Source organism: Edaphobacter modestus, assembly GCF_004217555.1.
GTDB lineage: Bacteria > Acidobacteriota > Terriglobia > Terriglobales > Acidobacteriaceae > Edaphobacter > Edaphobacter modestus.
The window spans coordinates 251,289-277,397 of the sequence record NZ_SHKW01000007.1; the positions used below are offsets into that span (position 1 = coordinate 251,289).

At 55.5% G+C, this 26,109-nt stretch carries 26 protein-coding genes and 3 pseudogenes; 15 read left to right on the forward strand and 14 right to left on the reverse strand.

Translation table 11 applies throughout. The annotated features are described in order from the left end of the window. Nucleotides 1-77 precede the first annotated feature (77 nt). Nucleotides 78-380 (forward strand): annotated as a pseudogene (locus tag BDD14_RS34920) (PAS domain-containing protein); the annotation flags it as partial. Here the strand turns inward: BDD14_RS34920 and BDD14_RS33540 are convergent. Further along, a complete protein-coding gene (locus tag BDD14_RS33540) occupies nt 282-491 on the reverse strand; it encodes a hypothetical protein (protein WP_242618391.1) in 210 nt (69 codons plus the stop codon). The pseudogene BDD14_RS34920 and the gene BDD14_RS33540 overlap by 99 nt on opposite strands. An 18-nt stretch (nt 492-509) precedes the next feature. Between BDD14_RS33540 and BDD14_RS30155 the strand changes: the two genes are divergently transcribed. The 10 genes from BDD14_RS30155 to BDD14_RS30200 all read left to right on the forward strand — a co-directional run bounded on the left by BDD14_RS30155 (nt 510) and on the right by BDD14_RS30200 (nt 12,065). Further along, nucleotides 510-2,072: a sigma-54-dependent Fis family transcriptional regulator gene (locus BDD14_RS30155; protein WP_242618392.1), complete on the forward strand. Its 1,563-nt coding sequence runs from the start codon at nt 510-512 to the stop codon at nt 2,070-2,072. Between the two features lie 428 nt (nt 2,073-2,500). Next, nucleotides 2,501-2,953 (forward strand): nuclear transport factor 2 family protein, encoded by a 453-nt coding sequence (locus tag BDD14_RS30160; RefSeq protein WP_130425100.1) that lies wholly within the window; start codon nt 2,501-2,503, stop codon nt 2,951-2,953. Nucleotides 2,954-3,128: 175 nt separating this feature from the next. After that, nucleotides 3,129-3,908 carry an SDR family oxidoreductase gene (locus BDD14_RS30165; RefSeq protein WP_130425102.1) on the forward strand — a complete coding sequence of 260 codons (780 nt, stop codon included), beginning with the start codon at nt 3,129-3,131 and terminating at the stop codon, nt 3,906-3,908. A 200-nt stretch (nt 3,909-4,108) separates the two neighbouring features. After that, nucleotides 4,109-5,140 carry a DUF4331 family protein gene (locus BDD14_RS30170; protein ID WP_130425104.1) on the forward strand — a complete coding sequence of 344 codons (1,032 nt, stop codon included), beginning with the start codon at nt 4,109-4,111 and terminating at the stop codon, nt 5,138-5,140. A 51-nt stretch (nt 5,141-5,191) separates the two neighbouring features. Next, nucleotides 5,192-6,199, forward strand: coding sequence for a hypothetical protein (locus BDD14_RS30175; RefSeq protein WP_130425106.1), 1,008 nt, complete (start codon nt 5,192-5,194; stop codon nt 6,197-6,199). Between the two features lie 169 nt (nt 6,200-6,368). Then, the gene (locus BDD14_RS30180; protein WP_165420427.1) at nt 6,369-8,708 is read left to right on the forward strand and encodes a carboxypeptidase-like regulatory domain-containing protein; all 2,340 of its coding nucleotides are present in this window, start codon (nt 6,369-6,371) and stop codon (nt 8,706-8,708) included. Between the two features lie 66 nt (nt 8,709-8,774). After that, nucleotides 8,775-9,815 carry a HoxN/HupN/NixA family nickel/cobalt transporter gene (locus BDD14_RS30185; protein WP_130425110.1) on the forward strand — a complete coding sequence of 347 codons (1,041 nt, stop codon included), beginning with the start codon at nt 8,775-8,777 and terminating at the stop codon, nt 9,813-9,815. Between the two features lie 375 nt (nt 9,816-10,190). After that, nucleotides 10,191-10,910, forward strand: coding sequence for a hypothetical protein (locus BDD14_RS30190; RefSeq protein ID WP_130425112.1), 720 nt, complete (start codon nt 10,191-10,193; stop codon nt 10,908-10,910). Nucleotides 10,911-11,035: 125 nt separating this feature from the next. Beyond that, on the forward strand, nt 11,036-11,326 hold the full coding sequence (locus tag BDD14_RS30195; protein ID WP_130425114.1) for a DUF3644 domain-containing protein: 291 nt from the start codon (nt 11,036-11,038) through the stop codon (nt 11,324-11,326). Nucleotides 11,327-11,369: 43 nt separating this feature from the next. Next, nucleotides 11,370-12,065 (forward strand): DUF3644 domain-containing protein, encoded by a 696-nt coding sequence (locus BDD14_RS30200; RefSeq protein WP_341273345.1) that lies wholly within the window; start codon nt 11,370-11,372, stop codon nt 12,063-12,065. A 288-nt stretch (nt 12,066-12,353) separates the two neighbouring features. Here BDD14_RS30200 and BDD14_RS32195 read toward each other — a convergent pair whose 3' ends face one another. Then, nucleotides 12,354-12,518 carry a hypothetical protein gene (locus tag BDD14_RS32195; RefSeq protein WP_165420429.1) on the reverse strand — a complete coding sequence of 55 codons (165 nt, stop codon included), beginning with the start codon at nt 12,516-12,518 and terminating at the stop codon, nt 12,354-12,356. A 131-nt stretch (nt 12,519-12,649) separates the two neighbouring features. Between BDD14_RS32195 and BDD14_RS33950 the strand changes: the two genes are divergently transcribed. Then, the gene (locus BDD14_RS33950; protein WP_278045559.1) at nt 12,650-12,784 is read left to right on the forward strand and encodes a hypothetical protein; all 135 of its coding nucleotides are present in this window, start codon (nt 12,650-12,652) and stop codon (nt 12,782-12,784) included. A gap of 477 nt (nt 12,785-13,261) precedes the next feature. Beyond that, nucleotides 13,262-13,507 (forward strand): annotated as a pseudogene (locus BDD14_RS34925) (SemiSWEET family sugar transporter); the annotation flags it as partial. Nucleotides 13,508-13,639: 132 nt separating this feature from the next. Here BDD14_RS34925 and BDD14_RS30210 read toward each other — a convergent pair. From BDD14_RS30210 to BDD14_RS30245, 8 genes are all read right to left on the reverse strand, one after another. Further along, nucleotides 13,640-14,353 (reverse strand): DUF481 domain-containing protein, encoded by a 714-nt coding sequence (locus tag BDD14_RS30210; RefSeq protein ID WP_242618393.1) that lies wholly within the window; start codon nt 14,351-14,353, stop codon nt 13,640-13,642. A gap of 464 nt (nt 14,354-14,817) precedes the next feature. Continuing rightward, entirely contained in the window at nt 14,818-15,345 is a 528-nt protein-coding gene (locus BDD14_RS34930) for an HNH endonuclease (RefSeq protein WP_130425120.1), read from the reverse strand. 30 nt (nt 15,346-15,375) lie between these two features. Beyond that, nucleotides 15,376-15,918 carry a hypothetical protein gene (locus tag BDD14_RS30220; protein ID WP_130425122.1) on the reverse strand — a complete coding sequence of 181 codons (543 nt, stop codon included), beginning with the start codon at nt 15,916-15,918 and terminating at the stop codon, nt 15,376-15,378. Between the two features lie 66 nt (nt 15,919-15,984). Beyond that, nucleotides 15,985-16,302: a response regulator gene (locus BDD14_RS30225; protein ID WP_130425124.1), complete on the reverse strand. Its 318-nt coding sequence runs from the start codon at nt 16,300-16,302 to the stop codon at nt 15,985-15,987. A gap of 285 nt (nt 16,303-16,587) precedes the next feature. Beyond that, on the reverse strand, nt 16,588-16,704 hold the full coding sequence (locus BDD14_RS34935) for a hypothetical protein (RefSeq protein ID WP_242618394.1): 117 nt from the start codon (nt 16,702-16,704) through the stop codon (nt 16,588-16,590). 37 nt (nt 16,705-16,741) lie between these two features. Continuing rightward, nucleotides 16,742-17,506, reverse strand: coding sequence for a YihY/virulence factor BrkB family protein (locus BDD14_RS30235; RefSeq protein WP_165420432.1), 765 nt, complete (start codon nt 17,504-17,506; stop codon nt 16,742-16,744). 254 nt (nt 17,507-17,760) lie between these two features. After that, nucleotides 17,761-17,895 carry a YceI family protein gene (locus BDD14_RS33545; RefSeq protein ID WP_130425130.1) on the reverse strand — a complete coding sequence of 45 codons (135 nt, stop codon included), beginning with the start codon at nt 17,893-17,895 and terminating at the stop codon, nt 17,761-17,763. After that, entirely contained in the window at nt 17,892-18,365 is a 474-nt protein-coding gene (locus BDD14_RS30245; protein WP_130425132.1) for a YceI family protein, read from the reverse strand. The genes BDD14_RS33545 and BDD14_RS30245 overlap by 4 nt, the downstream gene beginning before the upstream one ends. On the opposite strand from BDD14_RS30245, the pseudogene BDD14_RS30250 reads away from it, so the two are divergent. Together BDD14_RS30250 and BDD14_RS30255 are read left to right on the forward strand one after the other, a co-directional pair. Beyond that, nucleotides 18,348-18,783, forward strand: a pseudogene (locus BDD14_RS30250) (DDE-type integrase/transposase/recombinase); the annotation flags it as partial. The gene BDD14_RS30245 and the pseudogene BDD14_RS30250 sit on opposite strands and share 18 nt — an antisense overlap. A 955-nt stretch (nt 18,784-19,738) precedes the next feature. After that, nucleotides 19,739-20,290 (forward strand): multicopper oxidase domain-containing protein, encoded by a 552-nt coding sequence (locus BDD14_RS30255; protein ID WP_130425134.1) that lies wholly within the window; start codon nt 19,739-19,741, stop codon nt 20,288-20,290. 274 nt (nt 20,291-20,564) lie between these two features. On the opposite strand, the gene BDD14_RS30260 is transcribed toward BDD14_RS30255, so the two are convergent. From BDD14_RS30260 to BDD14_RS30275, 4 genes are all read right to left on the reverse strand, one after another. Continuing rightward, the gene (locus tag BDD14_RS30260; protein WP_165420433.1) at nt 20,565-22,445 is read right to left on the reverse strand and encodes an NHL domain-containing protein; all 1,881 of its coding nucleotides are present in this window, start codon (nt 22,443-22,445) and stop codon (nt 20,565-20,567) included. A gap of 128 nt (nt 22,446-22,573) precedes the next feature. Then, on the reverse strand, nt 22,574-23,059 hold the full coding sequence (locus tag BDD14_RS30265) for a GNAT family N-acetyltransferase (protein ID WP_165420434.1): 486 nt from the start codon (nt 23,057-23,059) through the stop codon (nt 22,574-22,576). 89 nt (nt 23,060-23,148) lie between these two features. Further along, nucleotides 23,149-23,706, reverse strand: coding sequence for a phage tail protein (locus BDD14_RS30270; protein WP_130425140.1), 558 nt, complete (start codon nt 23,704-23,706; stop codon nt 23,149-23,151). Nucleotides 23,707-23,942: 236 nt separating this feature from the next. Next, nucleotides 23,943-25,946: a DNRLRE domain-containing protein gene (locus tag BDD14_RS30275; RefSeq protein ID WP_130425142.1), complete on the reverse strand. Its 2,004-nt coding sequence runs from the start codon at nt 25,944-25,946 to the stop codon at nt 23,943-23,945. Nucleotides 25,947-26,109 lie beyond the last annotated feature (163 nt).

Genomic DNA, 26,109 nt, shown 5'->3' on the forward strand with positions numbered 1-26,109 from the left:
CGACCATTGCTTCCTCGGAGGGCGGTATGTCCTCGTCTGAACCTGGGCTTCCACCTCAGATTCAAATCAATACCGGGATGGGCCCTTGCGCACTTCTCAACGAGTTCTTCGAGCAAGTGCCGGAGGCCATCGTATTCGTCGACGGAAGGCGTCGCGTAGTGCGGGCAAACCAGGAATTTGTCCGCATGTTCGGTTACGCGCCGGAGGAGATCATCGGTACGCTTCTCTCGTCGCTCATTGTTCCTCCGGACCTTCGCGATGAAGCCGACCAGTTAACTGCATCAATGTCTCAGACAGAGACCGTTTGCAGCGAGTCCGTGTGCGTGCGCAAAGGGGGGCAGCGATTCGAGACTCATCTCCTGGAAGGACCTCTCTGCATCTCCGGCCAAGTGGCGTTCAAGTACATCGTCTTTCGCGAGATCGCCGATCGTGAACAGATTGGCAATGCGCAGGCGGAACCCGAACGAGACCGTCTCGAACATGTATTTCATGAGAGAGATCGTCTTCGATTGCTGCTGGATCTCAACAACCGAGTCGCCGCCCATTGTGGACTTCGCCAGGTCTTTCAAGCCATTTCAAGTGAGCTTCGACGCCTGTTCAAATGCGAGTGCGTCGGGTTGGCATTACCGGACGCGTCTGATGAGACGTTGCGCCAGCATTTGATTGACTTCCCCGAAGGTAAGGGGCACTTCAAGGAAGGCACGATCTTTCCTGTTGAGGGATCGGCCGCCGGCCTTGCATATCGCAGGACCAAAGCAGTGGTGCTCAATAGCTTCTCAGAGGTGAAAGCCAATTGGAATTCAGAGGCATTCAGAACTTTCTCCACCATCGTCCAAAAGGAAGGGACAGAGTCCGGTTGCTTTCTCCCTTTGATGAGCGAGGGGCGAGCATTGGGTGTGCTGCAGTTGATCAGTCGACGGGAATATGCTTTTGCGGGGCAAGATGTTGAGTTTCTCGACCAGGTGGCAAACCAGATTGCGATCACTCTGAAAAATGCCCTGAAATACGACGAGGTGACTGCGGCCAATAGCCGGTTAGCCGAAGCGGAAGAGCGATCACGGAATGAAAGTCTGGCGTTGCGGGAACAGATCGAGCGCACCTCGATGTTCGAGGACATCGTGGGATCCTCCCCAGCATTGCGCAGTGTGCTCTCCCAAGTTGGCAAGGTGGCGCCGTCAGATTCCACCGTATTAATTCTTGGTGAAACGGGTACGGGCAAGGAGTTGATTGCGCGTGCCATTCACAAGCGATCGATGCGCGCCAAGCGAGCATTTATTGCCGTGAACTGCTCTGCAATCCCGCCATCGTTGATCGCTTCAGAGCTCTTTGGCCACGAAAAGGGCGCCTTCACCGGTGCGACACAACGGCGTCTGGGGCGCTTTGAGGCTGCCGATGGGGGAACGATCTTTCTCGATGAAGTCGGCGACGTTCCGCCGGAGATACAAGTCGCATTGTTGCGAGTGCTGCAAGAGCGTGAAATCGAACGCGTCGGCAGCGACAAGCCTATCCCTGTTCAACTAAGAGTAGTGGCGGCTACTCATCGAGATTTAAATCAACTTGTTGCCGAAGGCAAGTTCCGGCAAGATCTCCTGTACAGGCTCAACGTCGTGCCGATTAACGTGCCGTCGTTGCGAGAACGAACAGAGGACATCCCATTGCTGGTCGAGTATTTTGTCGATCGCTACGGGAAGAAATCGGGAAAGAAGTTTAAAACAATCGATAGAGAAACTCTCAAACTGTTTCAAGAGTACAACTGGCCAGGGAACATTCGTGAACTTCAGAATGTAATTGAGAGGGCCGTCATCCTGAGCGAGGAAGACACATTTCTTGTGGACGAGACCTGGCTCAAGCGCGAGCAGCCGGAGGTTGCAGGTCCAACTGGCGCACTGAATGGCGCGCTGCTCAAGCAGGAGAAGGAGATGATCGAAGCCGCACTCGCAGACAGTTGCGGCTGTATTTCGGGGCCTATGGGGGCTGCAACGAAACTGAAGCTCCCGAGGGCGACCCTGGAAGCTAAGATCAAGCGCCTGGGAATCGACAAATACAGATTCAAAGTTCAACCATCCAAGTGATTCGCTCTGTTCCCAACAGCTGATTGCTCATCGAACACCATTTGCTCAAAATTGAGCAATTGCGAATCGCCTAAGTCCAATTTTCCCAATGATTGAAAATGGCCACGTAGTTGCATTAGCCAGCGTGAGTTACGGACCCAGTGATCCCATGACGCTGAAGATTGAACGGATTTCTGGTAAGCGCGGCACGCGAATTCGGCTGAGCGGGGAGTTGCGATGCGACCACCTCGATCAGGTGAGAGCCGAGATCGCATGCGGCAGACCACGAGTTGTGTTGGATCTCGAAGCAGTGGACCTTGTCGATCTCAAAGGAATTCGCTTTCTCAACGCTTGTCGAGCAGAGGGCATCTCTGTGTTGCACTGTTCGCCGTACATCAGAGAGTGGATGTTCCGTGAACAGGGCAGTTGAATTCTGAAGGAGAGGCAGCATGTATCACGCAATTGTGAAGCGGATCGCCAGGAAGAACTTTGAACGGGTAAACCAGAAGGACTTCGACGCCTTGGTCAAGGACTGCGTCCTCGACATTCATCATCGCTTTTACGGGTCTCACGCCCTGAGCGGTGAACGCCATGACCGTGAGGCAGTTCGCCGCTGGTTCGAGCGTCTCGGACGCCTGGGCCCTGGACTCACTCTTACTGTCCATGACGTCTGGGTGAAGGGTCTGCCCCATGACACCACGATCATCATGCGATGGTCCGCAAAAGACACCCTTATCGACGGTTCTCCTTACAGGAATCATGGCGTACACATCCTCAAAATGCGTTGGTTCAAGATTGTCGATATCGACGCGTATGAGGATTCTCAGGCTGTAACAGAGAATCTCAAACTTCAGGCAGCCCATGGGATACAAGAAGCTGCGGAGCCACCGATCGTAAGCTGATGCCCCTCGAGCACGGCTGCCGATCGCGGTCTCATTCCCTCGAAGACAGCCAAGGCATCGACAATGCCGCACCCAAGTTTGCCTGGCGCAGTTTCGTTTCTGTGCGCAACCTCAACGGGGCCTGATAGCTCTCGCCCCTCACCTCCACACACCACTACGAAGGAGAACAGCATTTATGCAACTGACCGGCAACACTATTCTCATCACCGGAGGCGGCTCGGGCATCGGTCGCGGCCTCGCGGAAGCCTTTCACAAGCTCGGAAACAAGGTCATCATCGCGGGGCGCAGGAAGGACGTTCTGGACCAGACGACCAGCGCTAACCCCGGAATGAGTTCGATTCCCCTGGACATTGATGATCCAGCAACCATCCTTTCTTTCGCGAAGAAGATTGTCGCCGAGCATCCTGCGCTCAATGTGTTGATCAACAATTCGGGTATTATGCGTCTTGAAGACCTGGTCAACCACCCCGAAGACCTGTCGGTGCCCGAGGCCACCATCACCACAAACCTGCAGGGTCCCATCCGTCTGACCTCGGCCCTACTACCTCATCTCACAAAGCAGAGCCACCCGGTCATCATGAACGTGACGTCTGGATTGGCGTTCGCACCATTGGCTTTTGCACCTGTGTATTCGGCGACCAAGGTCGCACTTCACTCCTGGACAGAGTCGCTCCGCTACCAATTGGGCAGGACGGGAATACAGGTCATCGAACTGGTGCCACCCTATCTTCAGACCGAGCTTACCGGTTCTCGTCAAGCAAGCGATCCGATGGCGATGCCGCTCAACGACTTCATCGCGGAGTCGATGCAGATTCTCCAGTCCCAGCCCGAGGTCGCGGAAGTCCTCGTCGAAAATGTCAAGCCGCAGCGCTTTGCCGCTGAAAGTGGAACCGAGGGCTACAACGCCTTGGTAAAGAGCTTCAACGATGCAGTTGCCAAGATGATGTCGGCATAAACAAGGAGGTGACAGCAGCTATGCGATCAATCAAAAAAACCGATGTTCCTGAACCTGACACAAGCCAAATCCAGGAAATGTCGCGTCGGAGGATTCTAGTTGGCGGTGCAGTCATGGTCGCTGGGATGAGCCTGCCCCCGGCCGCTTCGGCTCTTTCGTCAGTCTTCCGATCCGATTCCACAAACATAAAGGGGAAAAGCATGTCGCATCATCTTGACTCACCAATCGCTCGCCAGGACGTTCGCCTCGACATCACCGATCTCTACGTATTCCGTGGGGAGACTGGTACTGCATTCGTGATCAACGTCTGCCACTCCATCGCGAAGCCCCCAATTCCCGGATATCATCCGGAAGGCATGTACGAGTTCAAGGTGGATCTCAACGGCGATGCTGTCGAAGAGGTCACCTATCGCCTCACGTTCGAAGAGCGCGATGCACAGGGAAAGCAGAAATACACCATTCGGCGCATTAGTGGTAAAGATGCTGTCGATCCGCACGCAGCCGGTACGGTCGAGGCACAGGGAGTAACGGATGAGACCATAACCGCGCCGTCAGGTCTGCGTGCCTGGGCCGGCCACGCCGGTGACCCATTCTGGATTGAGCCAGATGTACTCCATGCCGTAGGTCACGCGTTCGAAGATGGAACCAAGGTGGATCTCACCGGTTGGAATCCGAGCAAAGCGCACAACTTGTTTGCCGGTCAGACGGTCTATGCCATTGTGTTGGAAGTACCCGATACCGAACTGCTCGCCGATGCAGGCAACAACCGGAAGATCGGTGTATGGGCGGTGGCTACACTCGCAACGGATGCAGGCGGATGGCGCTCGATCAACCGTGTCGGACTTCCGATGATGCCTCCGCTGTTCGCTCAGTACGACGAAGATTTCGGCAATCGCCTCAATGCCGGACATCCTTCTGAAGACTTCGCAACCTACGGAGCACACGTTACCAAGTCCATCGGAGCCGTGGTTGCGGCATACGGTACGGCTGAAGATCCCCACGCATACGCCGAGAAGATCGCGCATCGCATGTTCCCCAACATGCTTCCTTACACTGTTGGCACGCAGGCATCGCTCGGCTTTGTCGAGTGGAACGGACGCTCGCTCACGGACAACGCACCTAATGTCATGTTCTCCACTGCCGCAAACACTCCTATCCAACTTGGGATTGGTAAGGAGTCGGTCACGTCGAAGCCGCGCAAGACGTTCCCCTACGTTCCAATCGCGGTATAGGAATCGATCGACTGGGTTGAGGCCAAGCCCAGTCGATCAACCCTCCTCCGGTTGACCAATTTACAGCCGGAGTCCAAATCCAAAATTTATCTCGACGATGCCCTCTGGCAATGGCCGCGCCAGGACATTCTGCATGCGACAACCATCATGATCGAGTCCAGTACACAACCCGCGACATCCGCTGCAATTCAACAGGCCGAGGAGCGCCTGCAAACTCTGCTGCCGGGTATCTACCGTGGCGGTACAGACGAGGTGAGTCCCGTTTCGATGGGCTCGGCCCCGCTGGCGTTCGATATAGACGGGAACGTTGAATGGGACCGCATGTGGGGCTCGTTCTGTGACCTCGCCATGGCAGGTGGGCCGCCGCACAAGGGCAAGCTACTGGAGCCGGGCACGCAGGAGTCGATCATGGCGGAGCCAGTGAAGTACGCCAAGGTCTGCGACGAAATTGTTCGCGGCATCGCACTGGCTGCCCGCTTGCAGGCAGGGCCGTTCTCCACGCAGGGCTGGCTGCGCGTCGCCTGCAAAAGTCACACCATGGCCGAGTGGCTGCTGCGCGCGATCACCATGGAGAACATCTCCGTGCGCCTCGAAGACGGCGCGATTCTGTTGCCGGCCGGACCTGCCTTCCGCATGGAGAAAGAGATCAAGAACGTCATCACCGTGGCCGCAAAGACTACCCACTATTGGAGTGGCCACCTGATACGGCTCCAGCAACTGGGGATCGCAAACCTTTTCAATCAGCTCGAGAGCGAAGCTCCGTTGCTCCAGCCCGCATGGTGCCCCGGCTCGGAGAATGCTGACGTCCGCGAACGCATTCAACGAGCGCTCGAAGACGCGACGGGCCTTTGGACCACGGACCACAGCTATGCGGACTGGATCGGGCTGGATTGTTGCAGCGTCCCATCAGCGGTCACCACCATGCGGCGCCTCGTGGCGAGCAACATTTTATGTCGGCGGGAGGAGACTGCGATCTTCCTCCCATTGAATCCCGCCGCCGATGCTAATGGCGAACGCCTCGCATGCTTGGTTGCGGAACTTCTAGCCCGAGATGCATAGCTGCCCACTTCTTTGGACGAGGGCGTGATGCCGGACCGGAGCGGATGTTCTGTCTCTCGATTGCACGTTGCCCTCCGCGATAGGTGGGCGTCCCCATCACCAAGCCGCCCATGAACACCAACCTAAAGAAGCTATTTTTATGGATATAAATAACACGAAATCTAGATTGATGTTAGTTACGTTGCTGATCACAGCGTTTGCGCTGACCGCAACGGCGCAATCCACTATTGCTAGAGTCGGGGGTACCGTGCTCGACCCTGCCGGGTTTTCTTTGGCTGGAGCGCAGGTGGAGTTCGATTACTCTTCCGGCGCAAGGCTGTCTACGACAACCGGAAGTGACGGCGAATTTGCACGTTCACTGCCCGCGTGGGGGGCATACACGGTTCACGTGGAGGCAACGGGATTTGCGACCACTACGCAGCAGCTCGATTTGAGTGCTTCGACGGGAAATCTGACACTACGCCTGGAACGCGTGGCTTCGCCTTCTCAGGACGTGATTGTTTCGACAGATGTGGGACAAATTTCCTTAGACTCTCCCGATCCTTCACAAAAGGTGATGGTGCGCGAAGAGTTGCTGGATGCCAACCCAGGAAGACCCGGAGCACCCATCTCCATTCCGGGCATGCCCATTGAGACCGCCGCCGGAGGTATCAAGGCCCCTCAATACTTTGTGCCAGGCGTAGCTGGCGATCATGGAGAACCGATTGCTCAGTACGTTGCAGTCGGCAACTATCTGGCTTCGAACAATCTCTCCGCCAACGCGCACGGAAATGGCTATGCCGATCCCAATATCTACGTCTCGGCGGTGCTGGGCAGCGTCGGCACTGACGGCGGTGCCTTCAATGTGTTGGAAGGCAATCACTCATTAAATCTGGCGGCCATCTATAGTCCACGGCCTCAGGTGAGGCGCTTCATCACTCTTACCGGCGACTATCGGGACATCGATTTGAGTGCGGGTTTATCCCCTGTTGATCCGGCGAAGAAGGCATGGATCGCAATTGAAGCCAACTATGGCAATGGTTTGATGCGCACTCTAGAACATCGCCAGCAATACAAGTGGAACGCGATGCGTGTCTTCGATCCCGGAAATCACGAGATCGCCCTGCTCAGCATTGGTTACTACGGACATTCCCACGAGGGGAACCTCGTGCCGATAGGATATGGCGTGCAGGTGAATGACACCATCGACCCTCGACAACAAGACCAGACGCATACAGGAATTCTGGCCGCGAATGACATCTGGAAGATAGGGGCACGCGATGAGCTTTCTTCCTCTGGTTTCTTCCGCACCTATAATCTCACCCTGTTCTCCAACTTCGGTGAGGGGCTGATCCGGCAGAGTGAGTTCCGCACGGTGGAGGGCGCAGAAGTGCGCGAATCTCATAAGTTCACTTCATGGTTGGAAGTGTTGAGCGGCCTTGACTACAACGAAGATGACATTCGCCGCGACAACCTGGATCACTATCTCTCTGCCGATCCCCATGTCCTTGGTCCGTTTCTCAAGGTACTCGCAAACGACATCACGATACGCGAAGTGGCCCCATTTGTGGCCGTGCGCGGAGACCTTGGACCCCATGTTCAGTTCTATGCTGGCCTGCGACATGAGCAAATCGAGATGAACAACACCGATATGATTAAACCATCGCAGTCGTATGACGCTTGGCGGCGCTTCGAGAACCCAAAGGCGACAGTGGCCTGGACGCCCGGGACCGGTCCGGCACACTGGCTGCCTTCAGCATCGTTCAGTATCGGGCAGGCTTTCTTTACCCAGGATCCACGCATCAGCGCGGCAGAGGGTTCGACACCCGAAGCGGATGTTCTGGCCTCACCATTTGAACGCTCTCACTCGGAACAACTGGTCCTTGAAAAGGAAGTCGGCAGGACTGACGTACGTGTTACATTCGGACGCACGACGACGACGGCTACACTCGCCAAGATTGATCCCGACAATGGTCTCGCCGAAGATGAAGGTCCCGGCACTCTCAAATATCTCACTGCAAGCGTGCGGCATCAGTTCAACTTCGGCATGATACAGACGATCTTCTCGAAGGCAGATGCTCGTGATGATGACACCGGCCTTCCTACGCTGGAAGCCCCTCGCACTATCTTTGACGCTCTCACAACTCTGGACAAGCTACCTTTCGGCCTGCATGGTCGAGCCGAGTACGAATATGTGGGACACAAACTGCTGGACGTGGGCAATCCGGATCACCCGGAGCAGTACGAAGCGATCCCTGTCGGGGAAACGCGCATTGCTTTGGTACGTCCCTTTATGGACGGTCGATTGCAACTTGGCGTGAATGGAATGATCGCACGCGGCTATACCGGCCAGACAACAGAAACATTCGCTCCCGGCTGGAAGATTGGCGATTCACCGCCCGCTTGTGCTGCAGGCGTGGATGGAATAGCCAATAACTTCAACTGTGGCACCGTAGAGCGAGCCGTTGGCATTCGCATGGTGTCATGGGTGGGCGGGTCGATCTCCTGGAGATTTGGCAATGGGAACTGACTTAGATCAATGCGGCCATAGACGATGTCTATTGAGGGGCGGATCAATATCGCTGCTGGAGTTGAAATGCGCAATTTGTTGAACGATGCTTCCCGCAATGTCCGAGCCAAGATAGCCGGCATTTACGGAATTCTGCTGGTATTCAATGCAGGGGCGTGGCTCTGGGCCGTTGTCGCGTTTCGCCACTATCCCCTTCTTCTCGGAGCGGCATTCCTCGCTTACAGTTTTGGGTTGCGACACGCCGTTGACGCCGATCATATCGCGGCGATAGACAATGTAACGCGCAAGCTGATGCAGGAAGGCAAGCAGCCAGTTGCGGTCGGCTTCATGTTTTCGCTTGGACATTCGACCATCGTTCTCATCGGATCAGCGGCAATCGCGTCATCAGCGCTCGCACTGCAACACCGTGTGGACGCCTTCCGAACTATCGGCGAATCCATCGGAACAATAGTGTCTACCGTTTTCTTGTTCGGCATCGCGTTTGTGAACCTGATGGTTCTACGGTCGGTTTACCGTGTTTTCACGAGCGTGCGCGAAGGATCGCCCTATGTCGAGGAAGACCTGAATCTGCTTCTGGCAGATCGCGGGTTCCTGTCACGTCTCTTCCGACCGATGTTAGCTATGATCCGGCAGAGCTGGCATATGTATCCGCTAGGACTTCTGTTTGGACTAGGGTTCGATACGGCTACAGAGATCGGACTCTTGAGCATCTCCGCGACGGAAGCCTCGAAGGGGCTGCCGGTGATGTCCACGCTTGTTTTCCCGGCTCTTTTCGCAGCAGGCATGTCGCTTGTAGATACAACCGACAATATCCTCATGTTGGGGGCGTACGGTTGGGCATTTGTGAAGCCCGTCCGCAAGCACTACAACATGACGATTACGCTTGTCTCGGTGGTCGTTGCGCTGGTCGTTGGGGGCATCGAGGCTCTAGCTCTGTTCGCCGGCCGGTTCCACTTCAGCGGAATGTTTTGGGACACTGTGCGGAAGGTCAACGACAACTTTGGAATGCTCGGGTACTTGATCATCGGGTTGTTTGTGTTGAGTTGGATCCTATCGATTGCCTACTATAAGTGGCAACGATTTGATGATCTTGAGATACAGACGTGAACTGTAGTCTCGTATTGAGCATTGCGCCGAGGCTGAACAGGAGCTCGCCCCGCAAATTGGTAGCGAAGATCGCTACTCGAGTTCTGCGTTCGGTGAAAGTTAGTGAACTCAAACAGATATATCGGAATAATTGCCCTGCGTGATACCGCAGACCATCCCGGAGGAAGCGCACCGCAGCAATGACCATGAACGAAATCAGGACACAACCTATGGCATCCGCCGCTATCCAAAAGGTTGAGGAGCGCCTACAGACGCTGCTGCCCAGTATCTACCGTGACCGAACAGATGAAATACAGCCCTTGTCGATGGGCTCGGCACCGCTAGCATTCGATGTGGACGGCAACGTCGCATGGGACCGCATCTGGGACTCGTTCTGTGACCTCGCTATGGCAGGGGGCCCCCGCACAAGGGAAACTGCTGGAACGCGGCACGCCGGAGCAGATCCTCGCAGAGCCCGTCCGTTACGCCGAGGTCTGCGAGGAGATCGTGCGCGGCATCGAACTCGCGGCGCGCTCGAAGGCGACACCATCCTCCTCGCCCGGCTGGATGCGCGTTCAATGCAGCAACCACACAATGGCGGAGTGGCTGCTACGCGCGATCACCATGGAGAACATCTCCGTGCGCCTCGAAGAGGGCGAGATCCTGCTGCCCGCAGGGACTGCCTTTCGCGTGGAAAAGGAGATCAAGAACGTCATCACCGTGACCGCCAAGACGACCCACTACTGGTGCGGCCGCCTGATACGCCTCCAGCAGATTGGAGTCGCGAACCTCTTCTACCAGCTCGGCAGCGAAGCTCCGCTTCTCCAACCTGTATGGGAAGCCAGCGCGGAGATTGCTGACGCCCGCGAACGCATCGAGCGTGCGCTCGAAGACGCGACTGGCCTCCGGACCACGAAAAACAGCTACGCAAACTGGATCGGCCTGGAACTGCGGCGGCATCTCGCCAGCGATCACCACAATGCGCCGCCTCGTGGCAGGCAATATCCTCTACCGCCGCGAAGAGACCGCGATCTTTCTCCCCTGAACCCCATCACCGATCCCGACGGCGCACGCCTCGCACACTCGGTCTCGGAGCTTCTCGCCCGGGACGCATAGCCAGAAGGGAGGTCGTATCGGTGTGCGGTCGTTGCTCTCGCAACTTCGCTCAATACAGCAGGACTGTAAGAGCCCGTTGGAGGAGCGGGTCACTCGCAAGCCCGATGCGCTAGACTTCAAGCCATATGGCCACGCGCAAGAGAAAAGTCGGTTCCTATGCAACAGAGTTGGTCAAGAAGGCGGGCGAAGCCATGTTGACCGCGGTTCAGATCTACAACAACCCCCAGATCGACTTCAAATCGGAACTCTTCATCGTGACCACGGTGGTTGCCTGGACCTATCTGTTGCACGCTCACTACCGAAAAACGGGGGTGGAGTACCGGCAGACCGACCCCTTGATGAGTGGTAAGAGGCGGCGCTTTCTGCGTACGAAGTATGGTGCCGTTCGACACTGGAGCCTTGAACAGTGTCTCTAAAGCAAGGACTGTTCTGTAGAAAAGGGCGTAATCACCAAACCTCATGTTCCTGATCGGGATCAGGCATGAGATCGAGCACCAGATGACGAGCCGCATCGACGAACAGCTAAGCGCAAAGTTCATGGCATGCGCCCTCAACTTCAGCTCCGCCATCAAGAAGCTATTCGACAAGAGGTATTCGCTTGAAAACGAACAGGCATTCAGTATCCAGTTCTCCTCGATCGACGAGACAACCACCAAAGCCCTCATGGCTGAGGTTGATCTCCCTCAGCACATCAAGTCATTCGTAGTACAGTTCGAGACCGGAATGACGCAGGAGGATTTTGACGATCCTCGCTTCTCCTACCGGGTAGCGCTAGTCAAGAAGCTGAACAACAACAAGAACACCGCTGACCGAGTACTGCAGATTGTTCCAGACGGAAGCCATGCCGCCAATGCGATGAACGAAGTCATCCTTAAAGAAACCGAGGGGCACAAGTCACGTCCCAGCACCATCGTCAAACAGATGAAAGCCGAAGGCTATTCGCGGTTCGGGATTACCCAGCACACCGATCTTTGGCGCGAGAAGGAAGCCAAGAACCCAAAACACCGATATGGAGTCGACCTAGAAGGAACTTGGATGTGGTACGACTCGTGGGTTGCGGTCGTCAGGAAGCATTGCCAGGACCACGAAGCTCGGTACAAGCCGACGGCATCGATCTTCGCAGCCGAGGAAGCTGCGACTGCCAAGATAGCTTAGAAGGGTGCTGGCGAGGGTGCTGAAGCCAGAGTTCTGATGCTGATCGGTGCCGAGGCCAAGGATGATGACGAGTTCAGCTCCATGCAGATCTGCGGGGGTCCGGCGTGGCCCGCAACCGAGCCGTCGTGACGTCGAACGGCACAGCGCGTTTCTCCGCCTCGCTGATCCAAATGGCTGTCGCCACATCACGTCGCGAGGATCGCCGTACTTGATGCAAAACAGCCCTGGATTGTAAGAACCGTAACTTTAGTCATGTCAAATTATTGCCGATCACTGTCAGTTTTGGCGCTAGCGCTCGCGTTGAGAGGAACCGCGATAATTGACATGTGGAAACGCAAGAGAGTTCAACGACCCCTCCCCAAATGACCCGTTGTTGAATCCCATGACATAGCCGTCCCCCATTCGAAGGACCTTTTCAAACACGCGCTTCTCGACTCCTGTCATGTCAGCCATGCCGCAATTCCTCTGATGGCGGGCTGCCCAACCCTCCTCTTGCACTTGCCGCCTCCGCTGGCGTGGGCCAGGGCCAAGGCGTGTTTGTTAGCAAACACAGCACAACCATTCAAAAACGGAGGAACGACCCGATGAGTAACACGACAGCAAATCCTTACCGCATTAGCTTGACCGAAATGCTGAAACAAGAAGGACGCACCTTTGAGGCTATGGCCGAAGAGGTGATGTTGGGTATTGGGGAGCAACGGAACAGAAAACTCGCTTAAGGATTCATGCCACCTCGACCCTCGATCGGACGGGCTCCGGAGCGGCCGTAACCGGGGGATGGCAACGATTCGCGACAGACTGGGCCACATGACCGGAACTCAAAGGTTGGGGTCGATCCAATACTTGCTTATCAGGGCTACTCGTCGCCCTATCTCTCAAGCACCTTTCTGCCTGCTAAGAGCCGATCAGAAGCGAGAACCATTCGCAATGGCAAGCATCGTTATTATCGTCGGGCACGGACGCTCCAACCACCCAAGTATTCGCTTGCCCAAGAGCGAACTAACCTAGCAAAATGCTAGACGTGTGGAGGTAGGTATGGACCGATTCAACAGAATAACGCTTGCTGTTTTTCTTCCGTGCGTTGTAGTCCTTTGCGGCTGTCAGCATCTGGCTGTCCATGACACACGGAGTTTACTTGACCCCAATGTTGAGCGGTCAGAGGTCCTCGGCTTAGTGGCCGGTTTTGGAACACCTTTGCCGCTTTGCCGGATTTGATCGCGATGCTCAGGCGTCGATCCACTTCGGGCATGAACCCACGCATGGCGGCCATCATGGGCGTCTTTCAGATTCTCTGGGTCTACTACGGTTTATTGATTAATTCGCGGCCGGTCATTATATGGAACGTGATCGCGGTGTTGGTCAATTTTCTGAGCGTCGGCTTATACTTCTATTTCGACCATAAAGAAAAAGCCTTAAACAGAGCTGTAAAGCAACACCCATAAGTGACCATTCCGGATGGACCTATTGAATTTTCATCCGTTTTAACAGTTGCCTGCCGTGGATGGTTATAGAGACCATCTGAGGTCATTGGTAACGCAAGTTGCTTCTCACTCTTGGTTGCGCGCAGACTTCTGTCACTTGTTACCAAATGTCCAACTGAGTCCCGAACTGGAGCCGTAGTCGCTGCCGGAAAGGTTATTTGGCGGCCGGCTGTCCCAGTTGCCGTAGAACGAGACATTCCACGACAGATTACCAGTGAGCTTGATGTAATAGGTCGCGTTCGCGTTGAATTTCACCCGACCGGGCTCGGAGATAGCCGGCAAAAGAGCAGCGCTTAGGTTCGCGTTGGTTTTATTGAACCGGAAGAATTGCAGCTTTGCTGCGATGAGGCCAGCCGCCAGGCTTTGCGGGGCAATATTTTGAGCATAATCCGTGTTCTGCCCGCCAAAGCCGGCGAGCACTGAGATGCGCGCTGCGTTGGTGTTCGTTAGGTAACGTCCCATACCACCACCGAAGGTGCCTTGCCGGATGATCCCCTGTTCCGTACTCTGCAGGAAAATGCCAAGGCCCTCATCGAACCAATTGTTCCAGCGCATGAGGTGCAAGACATCGACGTCCAGCTGGTTTCGGGTTGATGCAGACGTGCCGGTGCTCGCGGACAAGGTGGAGCTGAAGCTGGCTCCCGCGGCCCAGCGTTCTCGGGGGTATGTGACCTGCGACCCTAAGCTATATTGAGTTGACTGGTTGCCTTTCGAGTAGATGATTCCCGTATTAACGTTGCCGTTGAACCGCTGGAAGAACTTTGCCGAGGTAACGTCCATTTCAACGATCCGCGAACTGTCGATCACTGCTTCTTTTCCCGACGTTTGCGCTACCGCAATCTCCACGGGTCGGCCCCCCGGAGTATTCGTGGTTTTAAGGGGTCCCTGTGTGCACACCAGCATTGAGTCCTTTGATCTCGCCCGTGAGGTGATCGCCATTCTTCATGACAATTACGTCGGTGCTTTCTCGCGCAAAAGAGGGACGTAGTCAGAAGAAATGCACAACTCAGCATGACGGCCGAGTTCATAACCGGTTTTGTCTTCATGATGTTTTGCCCTCTATCGTGATAAGTCTTGGCTACGGGTGAATCGGTCCTTGGTTAAACATCGGCGATGCCCCAAGACCGTAAGCCGGTTTCAATGAAGTCGCTGGCTCGACGGACGCTGCGTGCGATACTCTGACATCATGCGCGGCCACATCGTCCTGAATCCGCTTTTCGCCCCCCTCTTCTAACGCTTTATTATTCTGCCTATTGCAGGCGGAAGCCGATTCAATCCCGATAGCTTAGCCGCATCCCCCGCAAACGCCACGGAGTCTCTTGGACGCTCCGCGACCCAAAAACCAAGCCGCCTAAGCGATGAGCGAACGACGCGGATCTGGCCGTAGTGGGCCGGGATGATGAAGGTTTGCACCTGATCCGGCGCATCAACACATCTGTCGTCTGTCCAGGCAGACGTACTTGCAAATGACTCCAGCCTGACTGAACCATCTTGTTCGGGTGATCCTGAGCGGTCTTTACTCGATGACATGCACAGCAAAGGCTCTGGAGGTTAGGTGCCATGCGGATCGGTTCGACGTGATCAACATCCTGCGCTGGTGTTGCCCGTCCATCTTGTACACAGAGCTGGCAAAGATACCTATCTCGCTTGAGTGCCTCGGCTTTGATCCGTTTCCAGGCTGAGTCATAACCGCGACTCGCTGGTGATCCACGCCACCGTTCGCGCTGCTGTTGCTCAGCGGCTCGATGGTCGTCACACCAACCTGAGTCGGTGCGGTTCGGATAGCCCGAAACCAACAATCGAGCCGAGAGGCTGAGAGATTCCTCTGACTAACTCAGCTTAGGTTCATTTCCTCGATGCACAAAAATCAGAGCCCACAACTCCTTGCGGCCGAACACGCGGCCAATCTCTCTGAACCCGAAGAACGGTAATAGCACGACAAAACACATCACACCCACCGACAAGAGGCCCTTTAGACTTCCTCCCAATATCGGCGGAAAGCTTTCCGCGATAGTACGCCCATGCCACACTCCCACCAGGATGCTCTCTACAATGTGAAAGCAAATGAGCACCACTGTGAAGATGAAGCACTTGTGCAGTATTGGATAGATCAGTGGCCAATCCTTGAACCGCGTTCCCAGGCTAAAGTGCTCACCGAGGAGCAGTACTTTTGCAAAAATGAACGCGTTGATAATCGCAAAGGCGTGCTCCGGATAGTCCAGGTGTTGCTCGGCCAGGATGATGCTCTTGTGGATCGACAGTAATCCAAACACTACCCAGAGATAGAGGAAGATCACGAGAAAGCGCTTGAGTTCGTCGGAAACTCTCTGTTTCAAATGGCGCCGCTGAGGAAGTGGAACGCTTTCTCCCATGGGATCTCCTCTGATACTGTTGCGGAGAATATTTCTTAGTGACTCAGGCAGAATTTCCGCTTTAGATCAAATCAGATCTGACGAGAGCCTAACTTCGTGACAACCCAAAGCACCGGCAGAGAACGCCGCATTGAAGAAGTCAGGGTCTTCATGAATGGTAAGGAATACTACCCTCACCCGACATTGACTTGCCTGAAGGAACGACGCGACTGAAGTCCATCCATGACCAGCAGCAAAATATCCGTCACCAACAGGTCGGGATCGTAGAAAGATACCCCCAGCCGCATGACCGTTTCCAACTGTTGCGACAATTTCGAATTCCTCGCCGAGTTCGCTGCGTCTTGCCAGCATCGCCTGATGATCGACAGCCAGAAAAACTCGCATCTTTGGCACAGTTCACCTTCGCATGCCTATGCTTAAGACTATCCTTTGCTTGCGGGGTGTTGACTACTGTCACTTGCGACAGTAGTCAACGAGGATCTCGTCCATAGCCATTTTGGAAGGGAATCTTTATACTCACGGCCTCACTATTCGTTGTGCTGATCCCCTTTTCTGCTTCAATGAGCTGCGGCATGTCGTCGGTGAAAGGTTCGTGGACGCTTTTCCCGACCGCGGCATCTGCTGAACCTGCCCACCTCAGGGGGCTTAAAACGGGCCTCGAAGAATGATTTACGAGAGAGGTTGCTCGACCCGCCTCTGCGTCGCCGCGCGCTCGATTTCAGCGTTGATCACCCCTCCGACCAGGTACGCCAATCCTGTCACATAAAGCCAGAGCAAGAGAATCATGACCGCTCCTAGTGATCCGTACGAAGCGCTGTAGGTATTAAAGTAGTGCAAGTAAAATGCGGAACAGGACCGAGGCGAGTAGCCACAGAAGGCAACTAAATGCCGCACCTGGGGTCATCCACTGCCAACGGCGTCGCTCCTTCAAATTGGGGCCGGAATAATAAATCAAGGAGCAGGATATAGAAACGAACAGGATGGCAAGCGGCCATTGAATGGCCTTCCAAGCAAAGACGACAACCGGGTGCAATTCCAGTCCCGTGCCTATCCAGCCGACAAAATGGTTGCCCGCCAGTACCATGAACAACGCTGTGAGAACAAGGATGGCGATCACCACTGTCAATCCCAGTGCTATGGTGCGAACTTTGAACCAGGCCCGAGCCTCGGGGACGTGGTAACTCAGGTTCAGAGCGGAAATCATGGACTGTACGCCGCTGGAAGCGCTCCAGAGCGCTGCAACAATACCAAACGTCAGCTTTCTGCCGCTAGCATGAGCAGCCAGCTCATTGGTGATATGGCGCAAGAGTTGGAACGCCGAGGGTGGAATTAGCTCTGCAAAATATGATTCTAAAACGTTTTGAAGTTCGACTCTATGTGAGGCGAACAGACCAAACAAAGTCATCAATAGCAGAATCAATGGGAAGAGAGCGAATAAGAAATAGAATGCCAGCTCGGATGTCCGTCCGAAAATATTGCTCGCCCTGATCTCCTCAAAAACATTGTGAACAAGTTGCCAAGGAGTCAGACCTCCCAGACTCCAAAGAGAATTGACTTGCTTCGCGGTGGTAGGCTGTTGTTTTGCCATTGACGCTGCCTGAGGTTCTTTGGCTCGCATTCTATTTAAGGCCTTGTACGGCAGTCGAAACAAGTCGGCGTTTTGCGACCCCTTTAGCGGCGACACGTATCCTCAAACATCCGTGTGCTTGGTTTTGGATCAAGTGTGGCTTCCTGCAGCGATCCCCTTAGTACTGGAGTCAAGCCACCGAGGGTTCGAGCCGAACTTTCTGGATTGTCCGGTGGCCCGGCAAGGTACGTTCTCGGAGCCCCTTGCGTGGCTTTCTATTTTTTGAAAACCAGCGGGGGACCGCTGACGCGCTTCGCATGGATGTCGACATCCACTTCAACGCGGTTTGCGATCCTGATGAACGGAATGCCGCTATTCATCCCGTAGTCCTTGCGATCAAAGGCCATCATCCCCTTGATCTCGCCTGAGCCTGTGCCCTCCCTGACACCGTCAGCGACAGGGTCTCGGATTTCGAGACTCCGCGTATCGTGAAAGTGCCTGGTATGTCAAAGGTGTTTGGACCGGTCGGAACAACTTTTGTCGAATGGAACGTGATCAACGGATCATGCTGGGCGTCGAAGAAGTCTTTGCCCTTCAGTTTGCCGTCCTTCATGCCGCTTCCGGTATCTACGCTGGCCGCCTGAGCCTTGATGTCCAGGACGCCCGTCGTGACATCCGGAGATGTAAACGTTAGAGAGGCGTCCCATTTGTCGAATTTGCCGGCTATCTCGACCGAAGCCTTCACAGAGAACTTAACCGCACTATCTTCCTGCGTAATTGCGAAACGGGCGTTTGCGCGGCCTAGCTGTTTAGTCCCGGCATTTGGTGGTGCATACTTTTCCAGCGAGTGGAAGGAGGCACTATGGGACAGGTTTTGCACCGGAGCGCCACAACGACAGCGGCGGTCCGTCGAGCGTTACAACATAGTCAAGAGAGCCTGAGGACGCTGGCTCGTCGGCATGGCATCAACCCGAAGACGGTTGTGAAGTGGAGGAAACGGGACTCGACCGCAGATTACCCGAGGTGGACGGCGACAGGCCGAAGCGCAGGAAGTACGAGAGCTACCCCATCGGCTTCTTCCACATCGATCTGGCCGAGGTGCGCACCGCCGAGGGCAAACTCTATCTCTTCGTGGCCATCGATCGAACTTCCAAGTTGGCTGTGGTCGAACTCGTGGAGAAGGCCGACATGCGAGCTGCCGCCACCTCCTGGAAGCACTCATCGCGGCTGTTCCTTACCGTATCCACACAGTGCTCACCGACAATGGCATCCAGTTCGCCGACCTTCCGAAGAATCGCCAGGGGCCAACCGCCCGCTTCCGCGGCCATCCCTTCGATCTATCTCGTCTTCATGTTTCTTCCTCTTTCTTGATCGGTAACATCCCGAATATCTATCAAATAGCCGTAAGAAGCCCTAATCCTAATAACTGGGCCCTCTCAACTCGTCTCGATTCCCATGAAGGACGCCGACATCGTACGTGCACTTATCTCACTCGCTCCCACCAGGGCACTTATGAAGGCGGGAGCAGTTTATAAACTCGGTATCACTCCGACTACTGGCGAAAGTGACAGGTGTTTCTCCAGATGACTGATCTCGGGGCATTGCCTTGGGGACAGCGCAAACACGTCGTCCGCCCTCTCGATAGCCGCTGCAACCATGACGAACACCTGGCTGAGATTCATGGGCGTTTATTCGGACTGACGATCTCCGCGCCGCGCTGAGACGCTCTACCTGGCACCTTCAATCAGGCTGCATGGGAATATGGCGTCGCGTGCTGGGCGTCAATCCCATCCCTGAGCTGCATCGGCGTCCGATCCTGTGCCCCCGAATCGGTCGACGTGGATCCGGACTACGAGCGCTTCTTGGCTTGTCGTTCATGATGAAACACTACCTCTTCCGACCAACGATTTCATGAAACTTCACGGCTTCCCACCGAAAGAAGCTGAACAGTGGTTTCTGATTCAGCTTGTCTCATCGAAGTTCCTATAAAATCTGGTTTCCGCCAAGTTCGAGGGCGGTGCGGACCCAGAATGCGAAGACGGCAGCTCGTAAAGCGCCGTTTGCGCATCGCCAATACGCAAACTCACGGTTCTTTTCGCTCGCTTTGTCCAACGGGCAGGGCTTTCAGGTGATCGGATCCGATCAAGGGTTGCTGCCCGCTCCAGTTGAGGTGAAGCGTCTTGTACTAGCGCGGCGGAGCGCACAGACATTGTCGTGGATTTCAGCCATGTGCGCGGTGAACGTGTGCAATTGGTGAGCGATCGTCTGGATCTGATGCAGTTTCGAGTGAGCAGTAAGTCGCTGGAAGACACATCCCAGGTCCCAGCAGTCCTGAGTCCGGTCGTGCGTATTGCGGAGTCCGAGGCGATGCGCAATCGCGAGATGACGCTGAACCAGTTTGACAGCGACAATGGCGAGCCAATGGTGATGCTGCTTAATCGCAAACATTGGGCCGACCCAGTAACGGAGATAGTGAAGCTGGGATCCACCGAGATCTGGACGCTTGTGAATCTGACGGAGGATGCGCATCCAATTCACCTACACATGGTTCGCTTCCAGATTCTCGACAGGCAAAGCTTTGCAGATTATGAATATCTCGCAAACGATAAGATTCTGCCGACGGGCGAGCGCATCCCTCCGTCACCGCATGAACGCGGTTGGAAGGACGTTGTCCAATGTCCACCGTATGCAACTACCCGGATCATTGTCCCGTTCCAAGGATATGCAGGACGCTATGTGTGGCACTGTCACATCCTGGAACATGAGGCGAATGACATGATGCGGCCGTATGAAGTTATCTCTTAGTTCACTGGGACTCAATCCATCAATCAAATGCTCGAAGGCCTTCGTCCGGCGGATTGGGGTAGTAGAGCCGCCCTTGAGGCGTAAAGCTTCGATCGTAGATGAGCAGAGGCAACTCATACGGTTCTCCTTTGTTGCTCTGAGAGACTGTTGGCCCGAGGTCGCTAGTCTTGGGCGGAGCAGTCTGAGCAGAGGCCGCCAAGACCGTTCCCATTAAAAATGTCGACGTCAAAAACATATCAAGTCTATGAGTACAGAACTTGCTCCTCTGCGGTCGTTATTGAACGACCAGCGTAACCATGGTGGTGTGCTGCAAGGTTGTACTCGCCCCGCCGGTGGCAGTTGCAGTAACAGTAATCGTGTAGGTCTGCGGGTCCTGCACGAAGAAGCCGCCACTGCCGCAGCCAGTTAGCCCAAGTGTTGCCGCGCCCACGATCAATGCAACGAGTACACTGAGCACCGTGCGCGGAATCCGTGCAAACCTCGCTCGGAGACGCCGGTTTCGGAAAAGTGGCAGTAAGCAGATCGCCGAGCTCAGGGGAAGCAGAGGAGTCGATCGAGGCAATGAGGGTGGTGAGGTTACAACGTGGGACGCCACTGTCTTGATTGCCAGACTAAATGCGGTAGCTGCAGAACCCGAAGGAATGCTTGCAGGAGTAAAAATCGCTGTCGCTCCAGCCGGCAGGCCCGAAGCCGTCAGCGTAATTGGAGCGTTCAGGGGGCCATCCTGCGGCTGCAACGAAAAGTTGAAGGTCGCCGTTTGTCCAGGATTGACGGATTGGGTCGTCGCTCCGGTCGCGGTAAAGGTGAAGTCGTTAATCGGCGGCGGCATAATCGTGAGTACAAAGACGCTGCTTGTGATGGGCGGGTTCAGCGAATCGCCTTTATAACTGGCCACAAGGCGATGTAGCCCAGGTAACAGTCCTGCAGTACTGATCGTCGCCAAATTGCCCGTCAGAGTTGCAGAACCGACTGAGGTTGAACCGGTGGTAATGTCCAACAGGTCGACCTGGCCCGTCGCAGTCTGTCCCGCGTTGCTGAAGCTCACCGTCAGCGCGCCGCTTCCCCAAGCCACGGTAGATAGGCCGCTGATCGTAAGGGTTTCGGAGAGTCCGGTGCCTGAATTCAGGCCCGAAATGGTGTGGCCTACACCATCGAGGCCGACTGCGCGAATCAGTTGGTTGTTTGTATCGGAGAACGCAAAGACGCCAGGGGCCTCAACCGTGGGGGCCCGGGGTGTATCGAGGATTGCGTTGACCGCTGGACCGCCATCGCCCGCAAAGCCCTGCGAACCATTCCCCGCTACCGAGGTTATGTTTCCGGTACTCGCAATCATACGAATGCGGTGATTATCGCTGTCTGCGACATAGATGTTGCCCTGCGCATCGACACTCAGGCCGCGCGGTCGTGCCAGCGAAGCGCCAGCCGCTGCACCGCCATCACCAGCATAAGCTTTGCTGAAATTACCGGCCAGCGTCGAGATAGTGCCCGAGGTGTCGACGACACGCACACGCTGATTGTGCGTGTCTCCGATATAAATCTTGCCCACCCCATCGACCGCTACACCATTTGGAGAATCAATTCCTGCGGCGGTCGCTGCACCGCCATCGCCGGAGAAGGCCTGTTCGCCACTGCCGGCAACCGTAGTAATCGTGGCTCCAATGATCTTGCGGATGCGATGGTTGTCTGTATCGGCGATGAACAAATTGCCATTTGCGTCGAGCGCCAGTGCAGTCGGGTTGCTCAGTCGCGCCAAGAGAGCGGGACCGCTATCTCCGGAGAAGCCGGCACTACCGGTCCCGGCGATCGTAGTAATCGTTCCGTTACTTACCATGCGGACACGCTGATTGTGCGTGTCTGCAATATAGATATTTCCAGCGGTGTCGACTGCTACACCTGCGGGAGAATCGAGCAGCGCACGAGTGGCCGGTCCACTATCTCCGGAAAAACCCTGTTCCCCCGTTCCCGCCACCGTGGTCACGATACCTGCCACATCGACCTTGCGAATGACGTTATCGTTTAAGTCCGCAATATAGAGATTGCCAGCAACGTCATAGGCGATTTGTGCCGGAGCCGCCAGGGGCGCCGCGATTGCCTGCACATTGTTCGCGGGTCCGCTCTGCGCCAGCGCTCTGAAATTGCCAAACGCCAGTCCCATGGCAAGCTCTACCATCAATAGACCAAGTACCGAGCACTTCACACGCGACTGTTGCCGCAGTATCACACTTGTCCTTACCATCTGTGGCATAAGCGCCTTATCAGACTGCATACCATTCGTTGTACTTTTCAAACTTTTGTCCCATTCCAGGCCATCTGAGTGCGAAGCCTATCTTCGTCCACTGCCCTGAACCCGAGCCGCCGATAGAGCCTTTCAGCCGCGCTCCCCTTCAAGACCTGCAACCTCATCTTCCAGTCCTGCTCTGTGCATTCGCGCTGTAACTGCTGAATCACCTGCGTTCCGAATCCCTGCCTCTGCTTTTCGGCCACGATCGCGATATCGACCAGACACAATCCACCTGCCGCGCGATCCACCAGGACTCTACCGATGGGATTTCCGCTATCGGCGCAGATAATCTCGTCCACAGCCATCGGATAAGTCGTCCTGTAGCTTGCCTGGCGAAGCCTGAATTGCATCTGCACAAACACTTCGTGCTGCAACGCATCCATCCCGGAGTGGATCAGCTCATCAGCCCGCGTCTGCGCATAAAGTTCCAGCAAAAACGCTTCATCCGCGATGCTCGCCGACCGTAGATGATAAATAGCTCTCCGCATTTGAATTGCTGCTGTCATGAGATTCGTATTGACCTGGATACCCAATGCAGAAGTGTGCCGGCGGTTTGCTCCTCCGGCACACTTTCCGATTATTGACGCGATGGAAAGATCCCCTCGAGGGCGATGATGAAGTTGACGCATAGAAACGGCTGGATATTGCTGTGCGGTTGGCTGCCACCGGTAAGGGTGATTGTCGCGGGAGCAAGAGTTCCTGTCGGCGAAACTCCCCCTGAGGAAGTAGCAATATAGTTGGAGACGGCGACCGGAGCTCGGAGCGATCCAGAGTTCCCTTGCGCCAAAAGGGCATTGGTTGGGTCAGCGACCGATCCTGACTGATTGCTGACCGACACCAGATGATTGTGCTGAGGGATCTCGGTGATGAGCAGGGTCACGGCCTCACTGCCAGAAGATTCTCCGATGGTGTATGGGCTGAGACCAGGCCCTGTGCCCTGGTGAATGGGAACGCGACTTTGCAGATTTGGCAGGGCAAACGTTGTTACGCCGTCCCCGCCATAGTAAGTTCCGAGCAGTGAAAACAACGCCTGGTTCTGGCTGATAGGCAGCAATTGCCCATTACACAAAGCCCATCCTCTGGCCGCGAAGTTCCAGCCAACCATCCTGATCTCACCTAGAAACGGCTCCGCCATGATCTGTATCCCTCTCGTTCGTTGATACTTCGTTCTGATTCTTCATGCTGAATCACCGTCAAGGTGCTGCAGCAGCCAATTTGCACAACCTGAAAAAAACCCTCTCGGAAACTGCAACAGAACATCTGTTGGTCTTGCTGAATTGCATTCCCATCCCGGACAGGTAAGGCTGCTTGTCTCTTCCTGCTCCGGCTGGTCCTCAGTTCTTGCCCGATCCCCGATAGGCTGGACCGTTGTTACTGGCAAATCAGGCCGACAGTGATTTTATTGAACGGATTGATGTTGGTTTCGGAGAAGACAACGCTGATGCTGTCGCCTCCAGATACGGCGAAGGTATGAGTCTGGTCCTGGCAGCTCGATCCGTTGCCGTTCGTAGTCACGGGGCAGGTCATCGCTGTAGCAACGCCATTTTTGTAGACCGTGAGCGTCGTAATATCCGCGCCCGGAGCGGAGTAGTTATTGACCCCAACCTTAAGAGCGCTCATCGTACAGGCCAATGGCATGGCCGCAAAGTTAGTTGCAAGGGTAGTGTTTGGCGCTATATTGGCGCCAGAGTAAAGGGGTGAGATGTAATAGGTTCCGGAGCTTCCAGGATTTACAAACTCCATGACATAGGAAATAGCGTTAACTCCGAGGCCATTGGCACCTGCAGGTCCAGCCGGCCCGGTAGAGCCCGTAGCCCCCGTTGGGCCACTTGGTCCCGTAGCACCATTTGTCCCATTCGTGCCATTAGTCCCAGCCTGAGCGAGAAGTCCCCATTTCACATTGCTGATATCCGGCTGGAAGCCAAGGTTGCCGGATGCCAGCGAGATATAGCTGGAGCCATTGAAGGAGACCGCATCACCCAACGCATACGTCGTTGCGTTGCTCCATGTGCCTTGGAAGCTGACTGGGGGACCCTGCGGACCAGTTGCGCCGGTCGCGCCTGTAGCACCAGTGGATCCAGCAGGTCCCGTTGCTCCTGCCGGACCGGTCGCGCCAGGCGCACCGGCAGGCCCTATCGGGCCGATAGCTCCGATAGGGCCCACTGCGCCCTGTTGGGCCAGCAACGACCACTGAGCCGGATTTGCATTTGGTTGATTACCAATGTTGCCGCTCACTAGCGAGATATAGCTGGAGCCATTGAAGGAGACCGCATCACCCAACGCATACGTCGTTGCGTTGCTCCATGTGCCTTGGAAGCTGACTGGGGGACCCTGCGGACCAGTTGCGCCGGTCGCGCCTGTAGCACCAGTGGATCCAGCAGGTCCCGTTGCTCCTGCCGGACCGGTCGCGCCAGGCGCACCGGCAGGCCCTATCGGGCCGATAGCTCCGATAGGGCCCACTGCGCCCTGTTGGGCCAGCAACGACCATTGAGCCGGATTTGCATTTGGTTGATTACCAATGTTGCCGCTCACTAGCGAGATATAGCTGGAGCCATTGAAGGAGACCGCATCACCCAACGCATACGTCGTTGCGTTGCTCCATGTGCCTTGGAAGCTGACTGGGGGACCCTGCGGACCAGTTGCGCCGGTCGCGCCTGTAGCACCAGTGGATCCAGCAGGTCCCGTTGCTCCTGCCGGACCGGTCGCGCCAGGCGCACCGGCGGGTCCTATGGGACCGATAGGCCCTACCGCGCCGGGCAGCCCTTGAACTCCTTGTATGCCTTGTGGCCCGGCGGGGCCAGCAACACCCGGGGAGCCTTGATTGACCAACGTTACATCAAGCTGTGCCATATGGCCGGTCTCATCATTCTCCTTGCTGTCGAGAAGAACATTGGCCCCACCCGATGCCAGTGCCAAACCACTATTTGAGGCTGGCGTGTCAAGCCATGCCTTCACCTGAGCCGTCACATCCACCGAGATGAATTGTCCAGCCTGCGTCACGTTGACACTGGCAATCGAACCTCCGGTCGTCGGAGCCCCTGCGGCCGTCACGCTGTATTCGCCCCATCCTGCCGTGACTGGCGAAACCGTCACTGCACCTGGAGCGTTCACCCGATTCACAAAAACCGTCAGCGTGGCGTGAGATACCTGTGCCGAAGTCGATCCTGCAGGCAACGACGCCAGGTCAAACTGCAGGAAGGTGACGTTCCCATTCCCAACATAAAGGTTCGAAAGCGCACCATAGTTAACTGACGCATGAGCGGAGTTCACGCTCGCATCGCCACTCAAAGTCACATCCGAGGCAGAGGCTTCGTGGCTGCTGAAAAGCAATAAGCCAAGACAGAGAGCCAGCTGCATGAATTGAAATCGCTTCAAAATACACACTCCTAAGTGAGCACAACCATGATGGACAGAAAGGTTAACGTGTCGTCACAGAGAACCTGCAGAAAAGAGAAACCACAAGAGTCAGATCCACGCTCGGAGAATCTAACGATGTCCTCAAGGACAAGTCAAAAAATGCTTAGCAAGGCTATAACTA

Bases quoted from the DNA above. Each gene is read 5' to 3' on its own strand.
- BDD14_RS33540 (WP_242618391.1), bottom strand. From the start codon at position 491: ATGAAATACATGTTCGAGACGGTCTCGTTCGGGTTCCGCCTGCGCATT.
- BDD14_RS30160 (WP_130425100.1), top strand. From the start codon at position 2,501: ATGTATCACGCAATTGTGAAGCGGATCGCCAGGAAGAACTTTGAACGG.
- BDD14_RS30165 (WP_130425102.1), top strand. From the start codon at position 3,129: ATGCAACTGACCGGCAACACTATTCTCATCACCGGAGGCGGCTCGGGC.
- BDD14_RS30170 (WP_130425104.1), top strand. From the start codon at position 4,109: ATGTCGCATCATCTTGACTCACCAATCGCTCGCCAGGACGTTCGCCTC.
- BDD14_RS30180 (WP_165420427.1), top strand. From the start codon at position 6,369: ATGTTAGTTACGTTGCTGATCACAGCGTTTGCGCTGACCGCAACGGCG.
- BDD14_RS30185 (WP_130425110.1), top strand. From the start codon at position 8,775: ATGCGCAATTTGTTGAACGATGCTTCCCGCAATGTCCGAGCCAAGATA.
- BDD14_RS30195 (WP_130425114.1), top strand. From the start codon at position 11,036: ATGGCCACGCGCAAGAGAAAAGTCGGTTCCTATGCAACAGAGTTGGTC.
- BDD14_RS30200 (WP_341273345.1), top strand. From the start codon at position 11,370: ATGTTCCTGATCGGGATCAGGCATGAGATCGAGCACCAGATGACGAGC.
- BDD14_RS32195 (WP_165420429.1), bottom strand. From the start codon at position 12,518: ATGGCTGACATGACAGGAGTCGAGAAGCGCGTGTTTGAAAAGGTCCTT.
- BDD14_RS33950 (WP_278045559.1), top strand. From the start codon at position 12,650: ATGAGTAACACGACAGCAAATCCTTACCGCATTAGCTTGACCGAAATG.
- BDD14_RS30220 (WP_130425122.1), bottom strand. From the start codon at position 15,918: ATGGGAGAAAGCGTTCCACTTCCTCAGCGGCGCCATTTGAAACAGAGA.
- BDD14_RS30225 (WP_130425124.1), bottom strand. From the start codon at position 16,302: ATGCGAGTTTTTCTGGCTGTCGATCATCAGGCGATGCTGGCAAGACGC.
- BDD14_RS34935 (WP_242618394.1), bottom strand. From the start codon at position 16,704: ATGATTCTCTTGCTCTGGCTTTATGTGACAGGATTGGCGTACCTGGTC.
- BDD14_RS30235 (WP_165420432.1), bottom strand. From the start codon at position 17,506: ATGGCAAAACAACAGCCTACCACCGCGAAGCAAGTCAATTCTCTTTGG.
- BDD14_RS33545 (WP_130425130.1), bottom strand. From the start codon at position 17,895: ATGATGGCCTTTGATCGCAAGGACTACGGGATGAATAGCGGCATTCCG.
- BDD14_RS30260 (WP_165420433.1), bottom strand. From the start codon at position 22,445: ATGGGACTGGCGTTTGGCAATTTCAGAGCGCTGGCGCAGAGCGGACCC.
- BDD14_RS30265 (WP_165420434.1), bottom strand. From the start codon at position 23,059: ATGCGGAGAGCTATTTATCATCTACGGTCGGCGAGCATCGCGGATGAA.
- BDD14_RS30270 (WP_130425140.1), bottom strand. From the start codon at position 23,706: ATGGCGGAGCCGTTTCTAGGTGAGATCAGGATGGTTGGCTGGAACTTC.